13 protein-coding genes are annotated in these 18,236 nt (G+C 37.5%); 9 read left to right on the top strand and 4 right to left on the bottom strand.

Annotation, left to right across the window (positions count from 1 at the left end; genetic code table 11):
- Positions 1-113: 113 nt before the first annotated feature.
- Together GVN22_RS15850 and GVN22_RS15845 are read right to left on the bottom strand one after the other, a co-directional pair.
- Positions 114-1,073, bottom strand: coding sequence for a sodium-dependent bicarbonate transport family permease (locus GVN22_RS15850; protein WP_166551986.1), 960 nt, complete (start codon positions 1,071-1,073; stop codon positions 114-116).
- Between the two features lie 95 nt (positions 1,074-1,168).
- Positions 1,169-2,134: an L-threonylcarbamoyladenylate synthase gene (locus GVN22_RS15845; RefSeq protein WP_166551985.1), complete on the bottom strand. Its 966-nt coding sequence runs from the start codon at positions 2,132-2,134 to the stop codon at positions 1,169-1,171.
- A 304-nt stretch (positions 2,135-2,438) separates the two neighbouring features.
- On the opposite strand from GVN22_RS15845, the gene GVN22_RS15840 reads away from it, so the two are divergent.
- The 5 genes from GVN22_RS15840 to GVN22_RS15820 all read left to right on the top strand — a co-directional run bounded on the left by GVN22_RS15840 (position 2,439) and on the right by GVN22_RS15820 (position 9,201).
- The gene (locus GVN22_RS15840) at positions 2,439-3,863 is read left to right on the top strand and encodes an NADP-dependent isocitrate dehydrogenase (RefSeq protein WP_166551984.1); all 1,425 of its coding nucleotides are present in this window, start codon (positions 2,439-2,441) and stop codon (positions 3,861-3,863) included.
- A gap of 446 nt (positions 3,864-4,309) precedes the next feature.
- Complete coding sequence (rbsK, locus tag GVN22_RS15835; protein ID WP_166551983.1) at positions 4,310-5,206, top strand: ribokinase; 897 nt, start codon at positions 4,310-4,312, stop codon at positions 5,204-5,206.
- A gap of 290 nt (positions 5,207-5,496) precedes the next feature.
- Entirely contained in the window at positions 5,497-6,441 is a 945-nt protein-coding gene (locus GVN22_RS15830; RefSeq protein WP_166551982.1) for a nucleoside hydrolase, read from the top strand.
- 179 nt (positions 6,442-6,620) lie between these two features.
- Complete coding sequence (locus tag GVN22_RS15825; protein WP_166551981.1) at positions 6,621-8,180, top strand: ADP-ribosylglycohydrolase family protein; 1,560 nt, start codon at positions 6,621-6,623, stop codon at positions 8,178-8,180.
- Between the two features lie 22 nt (positions 8,181-8,202).
- Entirely contained in the window at positions 8,203-9,201 is a 999-nt protein-coding gene (locus tag GVN22_RS15820) for a GRP family sugar transporter (RefSeq protein ID WP_166551980.1), read from the top strand.
- Between the two features lie 76 nt (positions 9,202-9,277).
- Here GVN22_RS15820 and GVN22_RS15815 read toward each other — a convergent pair whose 3' ends face one another.
- On the bottom strand, positions 9,278-10,141 hold the full coding sequence (locus tag GVN22_RS15815; protein WP_166551979.1) for a DoxX family protein: 864 nt from the start codon (positions 10,139-10,141) through the stop codon (positions 9,278-9,280).
- A 77-nt stretch (positions 10,142-10,218) separates the two neighbouring features.
- Positions 10,219-11,304, bottom strand: coding sequence for an AraC family transcriptional regulator (locus GVN22_RS15810; RefSeq protein ID WP_166551978.1), 1,086 nt, complete (start codon positions 11,302-11,304; stop codon positions 10,219-10,221).
- A gap of 470 nt (positions 11,305-11,774) precedes the next feature.
- Between GVN22_RS15810 and GVN22_RS15805 the strand changes: the two genes are divergently transcribed.
- The 4 genes from GVN22_RS15805 to GVN22_RS15790 all read left to right on the top strand — a co-directional run bounded on the left by GVN22_RS15805 (position 11,775) and on the right by GVN22_RS15790 (position 17,795).
- Positions 11,775-12,206 (top strand): MarR family winged helix-turn-helix transcriptional regulator, encoded by a 432-nt coding sequence (locus GVN22_RS15805; RefSeq protein ID WP_166551977.1) that lies wholly within the window; start codon positions 11,775-11,777, stop codon positions 12,204-12,206.
- Positions 12,207-12,276: 70 nt separating this feature from the next.
- On the top strand, positions 12,277-13,608 hold the full coding sequence (locus GVN22_RS15800; RefSeq protein WP_166551976.1) for a TolC family protein: 1,332 nt from the start codon (positions 12,277-12,279) through the stop codon (positions 13,606-13,608).
- A gap of 12 nt (positions 13,609-13,620) precedes the next feature.
- Positions 13,621-14,673 (top strand): efflux RND transporter periplasmic adaptor subunit, encoded by a 1,053-nt coding sequence (locus tag GVN22_RS15795; protein ID WP_166551975.1) that lies wholly within the window; start codon positions 13,621-13,623, stop codon positions 14,671-14,673.
- A 20-nt stretch (positions 14,674-14,693) separates the two neighbouring features.
- Positions 14,694-17,795, top strand: a complete 3,102-nt coding sequence (locus GVN22_RS15790; protein WP_166551974.1) for an efflux RND transporter permease subunit — start codon at positions 14,694-14,696, stop codon at positions 17,793-17,795.
- Positions 17,796-18,236: the final 441 nt, after the last annotated feature.

Raw genomic sequence — 18,236 nt, 5'->3', positions numbered from 1 at the left:
GTACTTTTTCCAGTTTTAGATTTTGAAGTTGCCATCATTAGTTGATTTTTGAGGGCAACCTATTTTAGGCAAGGACAAGTCATTACTCACAACTCATCATTCACCATTCAAAATTACATCGAGACAATCCCGAAGTAAATGGGTAGCCCAATTGTGATATTGATGGGAAAAGTAATCGCTAAGGTCATAGGCAAATACAATCCTGGGTTCGCTTGGGGTACCGATATTTTCATGGCAGCAGGTACGGCTATGTAAGACGCACTCGCCGCTAAGACTGCTAGTATAAAGCGGTCTATCGAATGTTCACAGAAAAATCCAGTTACCCATCCCACAAGACATCCATTGACTAATGGAATAATCGCTGCAAAAATGATGGGAAACCAACCGTAGGAAAAGAAGGACGTCAATTTTTTTCCACTTGAAATTCCCATATCCAATAAAAAGATAGCTAGGAAACCTTTAAACAAATCATTGGTAAAAGGTTTGATGCCTTCCGCCTGTTTGGCATTGGCTAAGTAGCCTATTATCAAACTCCCTAAAATTAGTAGAACACTTCCATTCGTTAAAGAATGCTTGAGTGCCTCCTTTTTCTGGATACCTTGATGAATATCTTTACCAAAAACAGAAATCAATAGCAATCCTACTATAATGGCTGGTGATTCCATCAATGCCATGGTAGCAACCATATAGCCGTGTATTGGTAAATGATGAGTTTCGAGGTACGAAACCGCCGTCACAAATGTTACGGCACTCACCGAGCCATAAGCCGCCGCCGTTGCTCCTGCATCATACACGTTTAGTTTTTTTCTAAGAATTAAAAAAGTATAAAAAGGAATCGCCACAGAAATAAATATACCTGTGAGCATCACCCAAACCATTTGACCATTGAAGACCTCATGGGAAAGCTCTTGACCACCTTTGAACCCAATCGCAAACAATAGGTATAATGAGATAAACTTCGATGAATTGGCGGGAATTTTCAAATCACTTTTTAACACCACCGATACAATTCCTAAAACAAAAAATAACAGTGCAGGATTTGATAAATTCTCGAGTAATAAGCTTGAATTCATAATATAACAATTAGTTAAGATAAATGATCAGTCTTTTTGTTGGCCTGAAAGTTTATAAATAATCTATTCGGTAATACACTACATTTTGAAAGCATCTACACAAATTGACTAGAGGCTCTAATCAATTTATCATTGATTACCATCCCCAAATCACTGGTAGGGAAAAGTTCTGCCACAATCACATCAAGATTCAGCCTATCTAATTCATGTAAGTGAGCATATAGATTAGAGGCGGCCTCTTTTAGGTCATTTGTCTTACTCAAATAACGGATTTCAGCAATAGTTGAAAAATTCTCTCCTTTAGTCCCTAAACTGAGCAATCCTATCTTTTGGTCTGTATATTTCTCAAGCGTTTCTTCTAAAGATTCAGTAATAATCAAGGGAGTTTTGGGTGCATAATGAGAACGATGACTGCCCGGATAGTTATTTTGGCTATCAATATCATAATATACCGCCGTATTGGGAAGTACCTCAAGGATATCATCTTTACTAATAACTCCCTGACGATAAATTACTACAGCATTATCTTTGAAGCCAATAATGGTCGATTCAAGTCCTATTTTACAATTTCCACCATCAAGTGTTAAAGGTATTTTTCCTTTGAAATAGGAAAATACGTGCATAGCTGAGGTAGGACTAATTTTTCCAAAAGGGTTTGCACTTGGAGCAACCAATGGAAAAGGAAGTGCTGATAGTAATTTCAATGCCAAAGGGTGCTCAGGCATTCGAACAGCGATAGTTCCGAGACCAGCAGTTGCTGCTGAAGGCACGTCAGGTTTGGCAGTTAATATCATAGTGAGTGGGCCAGGCCAAAACCTATCTGCTAATTGCTGTGCCATGGCAGGAATATCACTTGCGATACTTTCTACTTGATTCCAATGAGCCACGTGCGCAATCAAAGGATGATTTTTGGGACGTTCTTTAATAGCAAAGATTTTATTGATTGCCTCTTGATCCCAAATATTTCCTGCCAAACCATAAACGGTCTCTGTTGGTAGCCCAATTACTCCTCCCTTTTCTAAATATGTTTTTGCTAATTGTACTGATGTTGAAAGTATCATTTCTGTATGTGTTTTAATATTTGAATACAAAATTGAAATGAATTAATCATAAGTTTTTATTTATACATAAAATTATAAACATTTAAAATATTTATATATCAATATTTTAGACAAAAATCTCAAGTTTATAATTGTTATTAATTATTTGAAAATCAATTACTTGTAATTTAAGTAGTATGTCGGACTATTAAACAGAAAGTATTATTATAAATTTTATTTATGTAAAACATTTTTAACATAAATAAAAACTTATGAAAATATTGCTTCAATTTTGTGTCGTAAACAAAGCATAACACAAACACAGATGACAAAAATTACAGTTGCAAAAGGAGATGGTATCGGACCAGAGATTATGGATGCCACTTTAGAAATCATTCTTGCTGCAGGAGCAAAAATTGAAATCGAGACAATTGACATTGGTGAAAAGGTGTATTTGTCTGGTAATACTTCAGGTATTGCAAGAGAGTCGTGGGACATTATACGCCGAAACAAAGTCTTCTTAAAAGCGCCCATTACAACGCCACAAGGGGGAGGCTACAAGAGTCTTAACGTAACTACTCGTAAGTTTTTGGGCTTATACGCTAACGTTCGCCCTTGTTTAAGTCTGCATCCGTTTGTGGATACCAAGCACCCTAAGATGGATATTGTGATTATCCGTGAAAATGAGGAAGATCTTTATGCAGGTATTGAGCACCAACAAACCGACGAAGTGGTACAGTGTCTTAAACTCATTAGTCGCCCAGGTTGTGAGAAAATCGTTCGCTATGCTTTTGAGTATGCCAAACACAACGGACGTAAAAAAGTAACTTGCTTTACAAAAGACAACATTATGAAGCAAACAGATGGATTGTTTCATAAGGTATTCGACGAAATAGCTCAGGAGTATCCAGAAATTGAAAATGAACACTGGATTATCGATATTGGCGCAGCCAAAATGGCTGATACCCCTGAGGCTTTTGATGTAATTGTAGTACCAAACCTCTATGGAGATGTACTTTCAGACATCGCTGCACAAATCGCAGGCTCAGTGGGCTTGGCTGGTTCGTCGAACATCGGTGAAGAATGTGCCATGTTTGAAGCCATTCACGGCTCTGCCCCACGAAGAGCTGGACAGAATGTTGCTAACCCATCTGGACTATTGCAAGGTGCCATCCTGATGTTACAACATATTGGTCAGATGGATATAGCCGAAAAGGTACAAAACGCATGGCTTAAAACCATCGAAGACGGTATTCATACTTACGATATCTATCAGGAGGGAACAAGTACTCAAAAAGTTGGAACAAAAGAATTTGCACAGGCTGTAATTGCAAACCTAGGTCAAAAACCAAAGCAGCTTCAAGCAGTTGAGTATGCGGAAGGAGCCCAAATGTACTTGCCGAAGTACGTGCGTAAAGCACCTGCCAAAAAGGAAATCGTTGGTGTAGATTTATTCGTACACTGGTCTGGCAGTCAGGCAGATGATTTGGCAGCACAAGTAAGCCAGTTGAATCATGCAGGATTAGAACTAAGTATGATTACCAATCGAGGAATCAAAGTGTGGCCTGAAGGATTTCCTGAAACATTTTGTACAGACCACTGGAGATGTAGATTTAAGGGACTTGGTTCAAGCGCGCAAATTCCAGCGTTGTTAGAGAAAGCCATTTCGCAAGGCATAGATGTCATTAAAACAGAAAACCTTTATGAGTTTGATGGTAAAGCCGCTTACTCACTAGGTCAAGGACAATAGTAAGTTGAACTAACCTGTTCATCCTATCTTGTATGAAAACGGATAGCTATCAGAATTTTTTTGATAGCTATTTTTTTATGCATGAATACTGAGTTGCGAATGTAATACTCTAACTTTCAGCACTTTTTATTCTAAATTAAGGTAATAATTAAAAATGTCACTCTCAATTAGCAGTGTACGAAGGATTATAAAAACTGTTTATTTTCGAAATCAGAAATCCCAAATCTGACATTGAAAGGCTTAGCTATACGGTTATTTCAAGGCAAAATTTTCTCTCTATCAGTTTTTGATTTTCTGGCATATCATCTACAGCCTAATATTTTGTAAAAAAAGACTTTTACGGATCTGCCAAAGTCTTGTAGCTAGTTACATATCATTTTTCTATACACTGTGTTTTGATATTATTTTTAGATATTTTTGAATGTTTCAAATTTAAAAATAATCTGATGAAGAAAATTATTGTAGTTGGGAGCTCAAATACAGACATGGTCATCAAAGCAGAAAAACTTGCTACACCGGGTGAAACTGTCATTGGAGGAAAATTTTTGATGAATGCTGGTGGCAAAGGTGCTAACCAAGCAGTAGCTACTGCCCGACTAGGGTGCCCAACCGTGTTCGTTTGCAAAATAGGAGATGATATTTTTGGGCGACAAGCACGCCAACAATTTGTGCAAGAGGGTATCAACACCGATTTTGTGGTAGTCGATACCGAAAACCCTTCGGGAGTTGCTCTTATCAATGTGGATGCCAGAGGTGAAAATTGCATTACGGTGGCGCCAGGAGCAAATGCCCATTTGTCTATCGAGGATATCGAAAATGCGTCGAGTATTTTTGAACGGGATAATATTCTGCTGATACAACTAGAAACACCTATCAAAACGGTTGAATATACGATTCAAAAAGCCTATAAATCTGGATTAAAAGTGATTCTGAATCCAGCCCCAGCGGCTCAACTTTCCTCATCCGTATTCCCATTTATTCATACAATTACGCCAAACGAAACCGAAGCAGAACTGCTTACAGGAGTAAAAGTTACGGATTTTGAAAGTGCTCAAAAAGCGGGACAAGTCTTTGCAGCACTAGGCGTTCAAAATATCATCATTACTTTGGGTGCAAAAGGAGCTTATCTGAAATCAGCTGATTTTGAAGGAGTAATTGAAGCTCCTCAGGTTGAAGCCATAGATACTACAGCCGCTGGAGACTGTTTTAGCGGAGCCTTGGCAGTAGCGATTTATGAAGAAAAAATACTTTCAGAAGCTGTAAAGTTTGCTTGCAAAGCTGCCTCTATTGCCGTTACTCGCATGGGAGCACAAGCTTCTATGCCATCAAGAGCTGAAATGTAAGTAATAGGAGTTGTTAGTTAATAGTATATCGATTAGCATAACGAATTCATAATCAGAATAGTAATGCTAAATTAAGTATTAATGCAAAAATACGCTCTAAGCTATAAGCTGTAGGCATTAGTCAAAAAAGCCTCAATTATTTCATGAGAAATACTATTTAACTTTTAGCCTACAGCATAAAGCCTAGAGCTTTGGGCGGTGGCATTGGAAAAAGCATGTGTGTTGTTACTAAAAAACATTTTAAAACTCTTTGCCTAGAGCCTAAACACATAACTTAAACCCCATTTTCTATGAAACTTAAACTCACTATTGTGCTGACGCTCATGTCAATGATGCTGTTTGGACAAACTCGACAAAAAGTCATTTTTGATTGCGATTTGGGCGATGATATTGATGATGCCTTTGCCTTAGCCATGCTTCTAACCAATCAAGATAAATTGGATATTTTGGGCATTACTACGTGCTACGGTCGTACCGATGACCGAGCCAAAGTGGCTCTTAAACTATTGTATGAGACTGGTCAAGACACAATTCCTGTAGCCTTGGGACGTAATACTTCCAAAATTGACGAGCGTGCCAACTGGTATGCAGAACAATTTTACTGGGCTAAGGATTTCAACAAATTAAAGCCTATTCAACAATCTGCTACAGATTTTATCATCGAAAACCTCAAAAAATATCCGAATGAGGTCATCATTATTTCGGTTGGTCCAGTAACGAATATGGCAGATGTCATCGACAAAGACCCCAAAGCCTTGAAATTAGCCAAGAAAATCTATGCGATGTTTGGGTCATTCTATATTGGTTACAACACCTATCCAAGTATCGATGCCGAATGGAATGTAAAAGTAGATATTCCTGCTGCTAAGAAGTTTGTCAATTCAGGTGCCAATATAGTTTATGCTGGATTGGACGTAACTGCCATGGTAAAACTTGAGAAAGCCAAGCGAGATTTATTATTGATGCGACAGTCTGTTTTGACAAATGCCTTGTCGGGTTTGTACGTGCTATGGGGCAACGAAACGCCAACGTTGTTTGACCCTGTAGCGATTGGTATGATTCTGTACCCTGAACTTTTCAAGACTAAAAAAGTCAATATTGCAGTCGATAACGAAGGCTTTACTCGAATAAACGAAAATCAAATTCCTAATGCCGAAGTGGGTGTTTCGATTGATTCCAATGAGTTTATCAATCGAATAATGAAAAGCTTTCTATATCAAAATTTAGAACGTTAAGTATTTATGCAGTTCTATTTTGCATAAATACGCTTTAAGCTATACGCCGTAGGCATTAAGCGAAAAAGCTTAAATTATTTCATGAAAAATACTTTTCAACTTTTAGCCTATGGCATAAATCTTATAACCTAGAGCATGTAAAACTATTTTATCCTTTTATTAATCAACTATTTAACTTTATGAAAAAAACATTTCTATTAATTCTATTTTTGACTAATACATTATTGGCGCAACAAAAAACACTTACCTTGAGCAAAACACAGCTCAAGGATAAAATCAAAGGAGGTTGGGCTGGTCAAACTATTGGCGTAACCTTTGGAGGACCCGTTGAGTTTAAGTACAATGGCACCATCATCAATGAATATCAGCCTATACAATGGTATGATGGCTATTTGAAAAACACTATGCTCAACAATCCAGGTTTGTATGATGATTTATATATGGACTTGACTTTTGTGGATGTTTTTGAGAAAGAAGGGCTTGATGCTCCAGTTGAGTCACACGCCAAGGCTTATGCCAATGCTGGCTATGCACTTTGGCACGCAAATCAAGCGGGAAGATATAATATTTTGCATGGGATGATGCCTCCTGCCTCTGGTCATTGGGTCAATAATCCACATGCCGATTGTATTGATTATCAGATAGAATGCGATTTTGCAGGACTTATGTCTCCTGCTATGCCAAATGCTGCCTCAAAAATTTCTGATAAAATTGGACATATCATGAACTATGGCGATGGGTATTTTGGTGGCGTGTATTTAGGTGCGTGTTATACTTTGGCATTTACTTCAACTGATATAAAATACATTGTTTCAGAAGCACTCAAGACTATTCCCAAAGAAAGTAATTATTACAAATGTATAGCTGACGTAATCAAATGGCATCAAATGTATCCAAATGATTGGAAAAAGACATGGTATTTACTCCAAGACAAATGGACACAAGATATTGGATGCCCTGATGGCGTGTTTGCGCCATTCAATATCGATGCGACGATCAACTCGGCGTATGTGGTTTTAGGTTTACTTTATGGCAATGGAGATTTTTCCCAAACAATGGAAATTACAACGCGTTGCGGTCAAGATGCAGACTGCAATCCTTCATCAGCAGGAGGAATACTTGGAACAGTATTGGGTTATGACAAAATTCCGGCTTATTGGAAAATGGGTTTGAAAGAGGCCGAAGATATTGATTTTAAATACACAACTATTTCATTGGCAGATGTGTATGAAATCGGTACCAAACACGCCTTGTTGAATATTGAACGTAATGGTGGGAAAGTCTTAGAAGATAAAGTGATTATTCCGATTCAAACTCCTGTGCCAGTCAAAATGGAAAAAAGCTTTGATGGGACTTATCCGATTGACAAACAGTTTGTTAATAAATATTTGAAAGACGAATATACCTTTGATTTTGAAGGAACAGGTTTTGTGGTAAAAGGAGAAACTGCCAAATGGATGTCAGAAAGTACTTTCAATTTTCAGGTAGAATTGTATTTAGATGGTAATAAAATTGAGACTGTAGCCTTGCCGACAAGTTTCAAAGAACGTCGCCATGAGTTATTTTGGAAATATTTACTACCAAAGGGAAAGCATACCGTCAAGCTAAAAATGCTTAATCCATCTGAGGAGCATGAATGCCGTATCACCGAAGTGTTGATTTATGGTGATAGTCCAAATAACGATTCCAATCAGACTATCTATCGTTTTGGACAGAGAAAACCAGCTGCAAAAAAGTAATAACCACAACCGTATCAAGTTTATGTTTATCATCGAAAACTATACCACTGCGGTGGTTTTTTGTATCGTAACTATGTTATGCTGGGGCTCATGGGCCAATACCCAAAAGTTAGCTTCGTCCAATTGGCGTTTTGAGCTTTTCTATTGGGATTATGTTATCGGAATACTCATTACCTCTTTGTTATTTGCCTTTACCTTAGGAAGTATGGGCGAAGGAGGAAGAGGTTTTCTGGTAGATATAAAGCAAGCTGATACTACCAATATTTATTCAGCAATTATCGGAGGTATCGTATTCAATTTGGCTAATATCCTGTTAGGAGCAGCTATTTCTATTGCAGGGATGTCGGTTGCCTTTCCTGTGGGAATAGGTTTGGCATTGGTAGTCGGCGTGATTGTGAATTATATCGATGCCCCTATTGGTAATTCAACTTTTATTTTTGCGGGGGTAGCGCTTATTGTAATCGCTATTTTGCTCAATGCCAATGCTTATCGAAAAATGCTTGCAGGCAATACGGCTTCTGTATCTAGCAAAGGACTTGCTCTTTCGGTTATTAGTGGGTTGTTGATGGGACTATTTTATAAATACGTCGCCAATTCCATGTTCCCTGATTTTACACATCCTGTAGATGGAAAATTGAGCCCTTATACCGCTGTGGTATTTTTTGCGGTAGGTATCTTCTTGAGTAATTTTGTTTTCAATACATTTTTAATGAAAAAACCCTTTGTAGGAGCACCTGTAAGCTATTCAGATTATTTCAAGGGAACAAGCCAGAGTCATCTTATGGGTATTGTTGGTGGGAGTATTTGGTGCATCGGAATGTCATTCAATATCATTGCTTCAGGTACGGCTGGTCCTGCTATTTCGTATGGTTTGGGGCAGGGAGCTACCATTGTAGCTGCTATCTGGGGTATTTATATCTGGAAAGAATTCAAAAATGCTCCTCAAGGAACCAATACTTTACTTCATATCATGTTGTTGTGCTATATCCTTGGCTTGGGATTATTGATTTCTGCCAAGTGATGGTATTTTTCCTAATAGGGTGCGAATTCATTCGCACCCTATTAGGAAAATAAACCTATTTGTCAACAACTAACATTTACTTTTTCTTATCATCTTTTGCCACATCATACACAGCTTTATAAGATGTATTTAAAGTTTTGTCATCTAGTAAAATGTATCTATTTTCTTGATTTTCCAGTTCGATTCCACCATTTAGTACAAATTTTATTTTGGTAAAGTTAAAACCCGTGTTGACTTTAAATTGAGCGGTATAGATAGAATCTTTAATTACCTCCTTCATCGCTAAATCGGTATTCCAATTCAAAGGAGCATCATTTCCTCGAACTCCCATCGTTTTAACACTTGTTTTATGTGGCAAAGTTACTTGTACTGTTACTGTATGAGTTTTTGTATCTTGAACTCCTGCCATCAGTAATACCAAGACAATTGGTAAAAAACTAAGCATTCCAATCTTGAAATTCTGCTTTTGATAAATCAAATGATCGATGCCAAAGCGTCCGCTGCCTAAAATAAGATGAAACATACTTACCCACAAAATCCCCAAAGCAGGCATCATTGACCATAGCCCATTGTCCCACTGCTGACAGATTGCCGCCACAAGCATGGTACATGCCATCAAAAATGAAAATAGGCGGGTTTGAAAACCAAGTATAAAGGCCATTCCACCGATACCTTCACTAAAAGCACCCATGTAGGCTAGAAAAACAGAGAATGTTTTGAAAATACCCCCATACGCTACAACATCGCTGGGAAACCAGAATACCACTTCAAATAAACCAAGATTAATCTCAGCAGGAGTCCAAGGCAAACCAAATTTGGAGGCGCCAAAATCTGAAGTGAGCCAATATCCACAGATGATTCTTGGGATACTAATAAATACATCTTGCCACCAGCGAGGCATAGTGATTGGGCGAAATAAGAGGTCGAATAGCTTTTGCATAAAATGTTTTTTTTCTTCAAAAGTAGCTCTATCTGAATACCTCAATCGCTTCAAATTATGATTTGAAACCTATTTTATTAAAGAAAATGCTGTTGAATGTACTCTACAGGGGTAAAATTGGTAACTTTTTTAAAAGCACGGTTAAAAGTTGCTTTGCTATTAAAACCACAATCGTATGCGATGCTCAACAACGTTTGTTTTTTATGAAGCCCTTTTTCTATTTCACCTATCACAATATTGATACGATACTGATTGATTAAATCATTAAAGTTTTGACCAAAACCTTTATTAATTACTTTACTCAAAATCGAAGCATTGGTATTGAGTTGTTTTGACAGCTCAACCAAGGTAAGTTCAGGATTCAGAAAAACTTGTTCTTGTTCTAAAACTGAGAGAAGAGACTCTTTGATTGTTAACAGGTCATCACTTAGTTCTTGGGTTGTGGTGCTTTCAGCAATTGGAATAGAGATATATTCTGTGTCGATGGTATCAGAAGCAGCCCAATAGGTTTCGTCTGTAGATAAAAGATTGGTTCGAAACAACAACTTACTTTCGACGGCATTGCTATAACTCAAAATCGCAATGTAATAACAGCAAATGGCATAACACAAAAAATACCACCATGTATTAATATAGTTCATATCCCAAATAAGCCCCAATACCGCTACGACGCCCCTAATGAATAGTAAAGTGATACAAGCAAAAAAGAATCTCGGCAACCATGGATACAAATAGGCCGTTGTGTTACTCAAAACTTGGTTAATACTTTTTACATACAATTGATGGTATCTAAATCCCATAACCAAATAAACCGACATACTGACAAATCCCAAAAGCTGATACCATGGGTCAAAGTCAGGGTCTTGTCCACTGGCAAGAAAACCATAATCATGGAGGATAAATTTGTCGTAAATCACGATGATAGCACTGTATACCAAATATAGAATGGCAGGGATGAAATGCAATAACATGCTACGGTTTAGTCTCAACGCAGGATTCAGTAGACTTTGTGTATAAAAAAATAGCACTGGTCCTAACAGAAACAAATGTTGAAAAGGAGTGTAAAATAGGAAATCTCTATAAGGTTGTGTGTCATACCAACCAGCAAATCCAACCATCCAAGGCGTGAAATATAGGGTGCTTAACAACAGAAATAAGCTCATCCAAAAACTGGAAAGTTGCTGAGTTTTGATATATTTTACCAAAAACAGAAAACTGTAAACCATCAAGTGGATGAAAAAGACAAGCAAAAACGAGCTATAAAAGCTAAAGGAAAATAACATTATTATCTATTTATTAGGTTGATACCTCTCAATTCCTATCTATTATTTACGAAGATATTTTATTCTGATGTGCTCCCCAACTTTCATCCTCGATTCTTCGATAAAGTTTGTTGTTCTTCCCAAGTCCAATAGCTCATATCCGAAATGGGTGACTCTTCAAATCCTTTGCGCAGTGCCAATTCTTGACTTAGAAATACACTTTCATGCTTTTTGAGCCTGATTTTCTGCCAGTTAACGTTCTTTTTTTACTTTTCATCAAATTTCTTTGGAGAATTCATTTTCATACTCTAATTTTGAATCGTTGATTTTGTCAACTATTTTAAAGTCAACTATTTTTAAAGTCAACGATAATGGAAGTACAACGTAATTCATTTAGATACCTATTTGCTGATACAGTCAAAGCATTGTTCAAGCAATCGGCTCGTGAATTGGCCAATGCAGGTATTCAGATTTTGCCTGAACAACATTTTTTATTACACCTTATTGCTTCAAAAGAAGAAACAATTCAATCGGATTTGGCCGAAATGATTCATAAGGATAAATCAGCGATTATGCGCCATATCGACCAGTTGGAAGCAATGGGTTATTTGATTCGTGTAAACGACACTACCGACCGTCGCAAAAAACACTTAGTTATTACCGAAGCTGGAAAAGATATTATGAAACAGTGTCAAGAAGTAATCGATGTGGTGACCGAAAGAAATTTGGTAGGTATTACAGAAGAAGAACTTGAGGTATTCACTAAAGTTCTTATCAAATTAAAACAAAATTCAGAAAAATAATTTTTTTGCTCAAATAGTTGACAAAATCAACTATTGAAAGTTCAACAATATTAAAATCAACTACTCTTTTATGAAAACAATACCATATTACCTAGCACTGTTAGGATGTTGGCTTTCGCTGAGTGCCAAGGCACAGCAACGTTTGACTTTAAAATCGAGTGTAGATTATGCGCTCAAAAATCATGTGAGTAACACCGTTTACGAAAATGAAATAGCCCTAGCCAAACAAAAATCAGTGGAAGCATTGGCGGGTTATTTGCCTCAAGTAAATGGTACAGTCACATTTGACGATAACCTCAAGCGCCAAATTACGGTAATTCCAGCGGGAGCATTTTCTCCTACTGAAATTAGATTACAGTTTGGTAATCAGTATAATACGATGGGGACAGTTCAACTCGACCAAGTGATTTATGACAAGTCGATGTTAGTGGGTATCAAAGCTGCCGAACCCAACAACCAGCTTTCAGCCTTTAAAAAAGAACAAAATCAAGAACAACTGATTTACAATACGGTAAGTGCGTATTTTCAAGTATTAGTTATCAAAGAACAAGAAAAACTAACGCTTGAGAACGAAAAGAAATATAAAGACTTGTTGGAGATTTTGGCACTTCGTTTAGAGAAAGGCGTCATCAAGAAAACTGAGTATGACCGCACCAAAGCAAGCTTGAACAATATTGTTGCTCAAAAATCAATCCTACAGGTAAACAAGCAAATCGCTTTAAACCGTCTCAAAAATGCCATCGGTATGCCTGTTACAGAAGATGTAGTGGATGTTGAATCTTTGAATTATGAGGGAATGGCGTTGGGAGAAAAAGATAATGGTTTTGAAATAGGTAACCTACTAGACCTCAAAATTCAGAATGCCAACGCTTCGCTTTTATCTTTTGACGTAAAGCGCAAAGAAGCTGCTTTTTTACCAACGGTTTCGATGTATGCCCGTTATGGTGGACAAAGTTTTGGAAACGAATTTGGTCCTTCATTTGGTAAATGGTTTGATTTCTCGACTATTGGTTTAAAAGTAAATATCCCAATGTTTAGCGGATACCGCAAAAGTAGCCAACTCAAGCAAGCCGAAATTTCACTATTAAACGCCAAGGCTAATTATAAGTTGATGAGTGATAACCTCTCAATGCTATATCATAACTCTTCGGCTCAATTGCAAAAGTCTCAATCGGACTTAGGCATCAACCGTGAAAACCTCACTTTTGCCAAAACTGTCTTAGAAAGTACAACGGTAGAATACGAAAAGGGAGTGGCAACATTATCAGATTTGCTCAATTCTGACTACTCGTTCAAAGAAGCACAAAGCAATTACATGACTTCGTTGATCAATGTGCTGAGTTCGAGATTGGAATATGAAAAATCAAAAGGTTCTTTAAAAAGCTATATCAATCAATTTTAATCAAAAATATCAATGAAAAAGTCAGTAATCACACTATCCATTATTGCTCTGGTAGGATTAATTGGATTTACGCTATATAAAAACAAAAAGAAAATTGAAGCAAACAAGGTAGTGGTAGACCGCACGGCATTGCCAGTGGCAGTTTCGACTTATCAAGTAAGCTATCAAGAATTGGCTGGTGATGTTAGTCTTCCTGCCAATATCGAATTGACTAACGAAGCAACTGTTACAAGTGCTATTCAAGGTAAAATCGAAACCTTGGGAATTGAGGTTGGTTCACGTGTACGTAAAGGACAGGTAATCGGTACTTTAGATTCAAAAATCAAACAAATCAATTTGAAAGCCAATCAGTTGACGCTTGACAAATTAGAAAAGGATTTGAAGCGTAATGCCGATTTGTTCAAAGGAAATGCAGGTACAGAAGTGAGCGTAACCAACTCAAAATATGATGTTGAAAATACACGCATTCAAATCGAATTGACCAAACAACAAATCGCAGATGGTAATATTATTTCACCGATTAGTGGTGTGATTACTTCTCGAAAATTGATGGCTGGTGAATATGCAAATCCTGGTAATGTCATAGCAACCATCGTGGATGATGTGAATTTGAAAGCAGTGGTTTATGTCAATGAAAAAGATGTTTATCAACTAAAAATTGGTCAATCGGCGCGAATTACTACCGATGTTTTTCCGAATAAGGCATTTGTAGGTAAAGTAAAATTCATTTCTCCTAAAGGTGACGAAAACCACAACTATCGTGTAGAATTGACCCTGACAGGCAACAGCCTTCGTGCGGGTACGTACGTGATGGTCAACTTTGATTTAGGACGTAAAGGAAGCGTTTTGCAAATTCCAAAATTGGCTTTGGCTGAAGGTATCAAAAATCCTTATGTGTATGTTGTCCAAGACGGAAAGGCTATTGTTCAAAAAGTAACATTAGGTCGTGAAATTGGCGAAAACATTGAAGTTATTTCTGGTTTACAGCAAGGTCAAGAGGTCGTTACAAGTGGTCAAATCAACTTGACTAACGGGACTAAAATTACAAAAACGTCTAATCAATAACAGCTAACTATCATAACAATATGTCAGTTACCGAACTATCTATAAAACGACCCTTATTGATTACCGTAATTTTTGTAACGCTAATTTTATTCGGGTTTGTCAGCTATAAACAGCTTAATTATAACCTTTTGCCCAAATTTGAGGCAAATGTGATTATGGTTCAAACGATGTACCGTGGAGCCTCATCGGATGAAATACAAAATGTTGTCACCAAACCTATCGAAGAAGCCGTTTCAGCTATCGAGGGTATCGATAAAATGTCATCGCAGTCAATGGAAGGTCTTTCTTTGATTACGATTCAATTAAAATCTGGTGTGAATACCCTAGATGCGCAGCGCGATGCCGAAAGAAAGATTAACCAAATCAAGTCTACACTTCCCGACGATGCCGACGATCCAGTGGTAAACCGTTATAATACGGACGAAATCCCCGTATTACGTATTAGTGCCTCAGCCAACTTGTCAGAGCCTGCCTTGTATGATTTGATTGACCAAAAAATCAAACCTCAAATCGCTAATGTGGCGGGTGTAGGTACGGTACGATTGATTGGTGGTAGCGAAAGAGAAATTCAAGTAAATCTTGATAATGACAAATTGCAGGCATATAGTATCTCGTCGGCACAAGTCAATCAAATGATTGCCAACAGCAATATGTCTTACCCTGCGGGTAGTGTACTAAATAATGATAATCGTACTTCAATCCGTTTGGATGCCAAATTGGTTAAAGTAGAGGAGCTTCGTCGATTGATTATTCGTCAAAATGCCGATGGTAGTCGTGTCCTATTGTCTGATTTAGGTACTATTACCGATGCGCAAACAGAACCAACAACCATCAACCGTAATAATGGTAGAGCAGGTATTGGTATCGAAATCGTAAAACAAGCCGATGCTAATGCCGTAAATGTAAGCAAGTTTGTAAAAGCGAAACTAATTGACATTAAAAAACAATACGCTTCTCAGAAGTTTGATTACGAAATTGCCAATGACCAATCGGTTTATACTTTGGCTTCTGCTGATGCTGTAGTACATGACCTTTTCTTAGCAATTGTGATTGTGGGGGCTGTAATGCTATTTTTCTTACATAGTTTCCGTAGTTCCTTGTTTGTATTGGTAGCGATTCCTTCGGCTATGATTCCAACATTTATCTTGATGTATGTGTTTGGTTTCTCACTCAACTTGATGACTTTGATGGGTCTTTCATTGGTTGTAGGTATTTTGGTCGATGATAGTATTGTGGTTTTAGAAAACATTTACCGACATCTCGAAATGGGTAAAGGCAAAATAGAATCAGCCCTTGAAGGTCGTCAGGAAATTGGATTTACAGCAATCGCCATTACCTTGGTCGATGTGGTGGTATTCTTGCCTTTGTCAATGAGTGGTGGTTTGATTGGTAATATCTTGAGAGAGTTTTCATTAGTGGTAGTATTTTCAACGCTAATGAGTTTGTTTGTGTCATTCACCTTGACGCCATTGTTGGCTTCAAGATGGGGAAAAGTAGAAATACTAAGCAAATCAAGCCTGTGGGGACGTATCAATTTAGGCTTTGAAAGCTTTTTGGACGGTGTTAAAGAAGAGTATGGTAAAATTTTAGTATGGTCTTTAAATCACAAACGTTGGGTTTTGATTGCCATTTTAATCTTGTTTGTGGGTGCATTTTCACTATTACCTGCTGGGTTTATTGGATCATCTTTTGCAGGAAATGGCGACCGTGGCGAATTAACTATTCAATTAGAGTTATCACCACAAACGCCTTTGTCACAAACTAACTTGGTAACCAAGCAAATCGAGCAAATGATTTTGCAAAAACCAGAAGTAGAAAAGGTATTTGCCAATGTTGGTACTCAAACAGGTGCTATGGGCTCAGGTGGTAGCAATAGTAATATTTCCGAAATCGCTGTAACCTTAGTTCCTAAAGAAAAACGTAAGGTTTCGTCAGAGATTTTTGGTACACAATTGCGTGACGAAATCAATAAAATTCCTGGGGTAAAAGTAGTAATCCGTTTGACAGGACTTACAGGGAATAGCGAAGCGCCTATCCAGATTGCTATCAAAGGCGTTGATATGAATGATATTCAACAAGTTGCGAATCAAGTAAAAGAAATTGTTCGCACAACCCCTGGAACAGACTATGTGGAGTTTTCGACTAAAAGTTTGAAATCGGAAATATCTGTACAACTTGACCGTGAAAAAATTGCTAACCTTGGTTTAAGTGTTCCCGAAGTTGGTGGAGCAATTCAATTAGCATTTAGAGGTAACGATCAATCTAAGTTCAGACAGTCGGGCGAAGAATATCCCATCAATATTACCTTAGATAAATCCGACAAACGTTCTATCGAAAACGTTCGTGATTTGACTTTGCGCAATAGTCGTGGAGCTATCATCAAACTCAAAGAAGTTGCAACAGTAACAGAGGTAGTTGGACAATCGGTATTGGAGCGTTCTGACCGTATGAACTCTATCAAGGTAACGGCATCCGCCGTGGGTCGTCCAACTGGTACAATCGTGGCAGATATTCAGAAAAAGGTAGATAAATTAAAATTGCCACAAGGGTTAACGATTGAGTATTTAGGCGAGATTCAACGTCAGAAAGATGCCTTTGGTAGCCTTGGATTTGCTTTCTTGCTAGGTGTAATTTTGGTATATCTCATTATGGTGGCTTTGTACGAAAGTGTGGTATATCCCTTTGTAGTATTGTTTTCGATTCCTGTGGCTTTGATTGGTGCGCTATTAGCTCTTGCTTTAACGATGGAGTCTCTAACCATCTTCGCTATTGTCGGCTTGATTATGTTGTTGGGACTAGTGGCCAAAAATGGTATTTTGATTGTGGACTTTACCAATCACTTGAAAGAGACAGGATTATCGGTAAAAGAAGCATTGATTGAGGCAGGTAAAGAACGTTTACGCCCAATCTTGATGACGACTATTGCCATGATTACAGGTATGTTGCCTATTGCCATAGCAAGTGGCGCTGGTGCAGAAGTAAAAAATGGTATGGCATGGGTTATTATTGGTGGCTTAACAAGCTCACTCCTACTAACCCTCTTGCTTGTACCTTGTATGTATATGATTATAGAATCTTTGAAAAATAGAATTCTTCGTCGCAAAGCAGCAAAAACTGCTTAAGACCATAATTTTTAACTTGGTATTTCGTTTAAACCGCAGAGAAGCTTTTTCTGCGGTTTATTTTTTAACTATAGTTTTCTACCGAAAAATATAATTCCCAAGAATTTCAGCCCATATTTTAAGCCTTTCATCCCATTCCTTCCTTACATTTTTTTGATAAAATATATCTTGCATACAATACCTGATAGTAAGTTTATTCAGGCTATTAGTGTAATGTCCTAATTAATTTTTCATGAGGCAATGATTTAAACTATTTTTTTAGTTAATTAGCTAAACTTTTAGTTAAAAATTCTTAAATTCATAAAGACTCTTGTGAACTTCCTATAAATTTGAAAAGTCATTGTTGATGTAGGGACAAAGGCAACAGGCACAGAGGCACAAAGTGGTTTTGTTTTTGTAGGCACAGAGGCAACAGATACAGAGGCACTGAGTGATTTTATG

The organism is Cellulophaga sp. BC115SP, assembly GCF_009905545.1.
GTDB classification, from domain to species: Bacteria; Bacteroidota; Bacteroidia; order Cytophagales; family Spirosomataceae; genus Flectobacillus; species Flectobacillus rivi.
This window is presented reverse-complemented; position numbering and strand designations above follow the sequence as displayed.